The sequence below is a fragment of the Oryzibacillus soli genome (assembly GCF_051594765.1).
Lineage (GTDB): Bacteria > Bacillota > Bacilli > Paenibacillales > NBRC-103111 > Paenibacillus_AR.
Map to the genome: position 1 here is coordinate 1 of NZ_JBPPGJ010000102.1, position 362 is coordinate 362.

A 362-nucleotide genomic window follows, 5' to 3' on the forward strand; every position below is an offset into this window, starting at 1 on the left:
GGTCCTGCCGGTTTCAGACGGGGTTTCCCGTGCCCCGCCCTACTCAGGATCCGTCTAGGCATACGGTTGTTTTTGGCTACAGGGCTTTTACCTCTTATAGCGGACCTTTCCAGGTCTCTTCACCTAACAACCTTTTGCCACATTGACGTCCTACAACCCCTCCGGGATAAATCCCGGAAGTTTGGGCTGTTCCGCGTTCGCTCGCCGCTACTTACGGAATCACTTTTGTTTTCTTTTCCTCCAGGTACTTAGATGTTTCAGTTCCCTGGGTATGCCTTCACATCACCTATGTATTCAGTGACGGATACATGGACATTACTCCATGTGGGTTTCCCCATTCGGACATCCCCGGATCAAAGCCT

The 362-nt window shown here is 51.4% G+C and carries 1 rRNA gene; it reads right to left on the minus strand.

The annotated features are described in order from the left end of the window. Positions 1 to 362: ribosomal RNA gene (locus ACSEXW_RS28330) — 23S ribosomal RNA — on the minus strand; the annotation flags it as partial.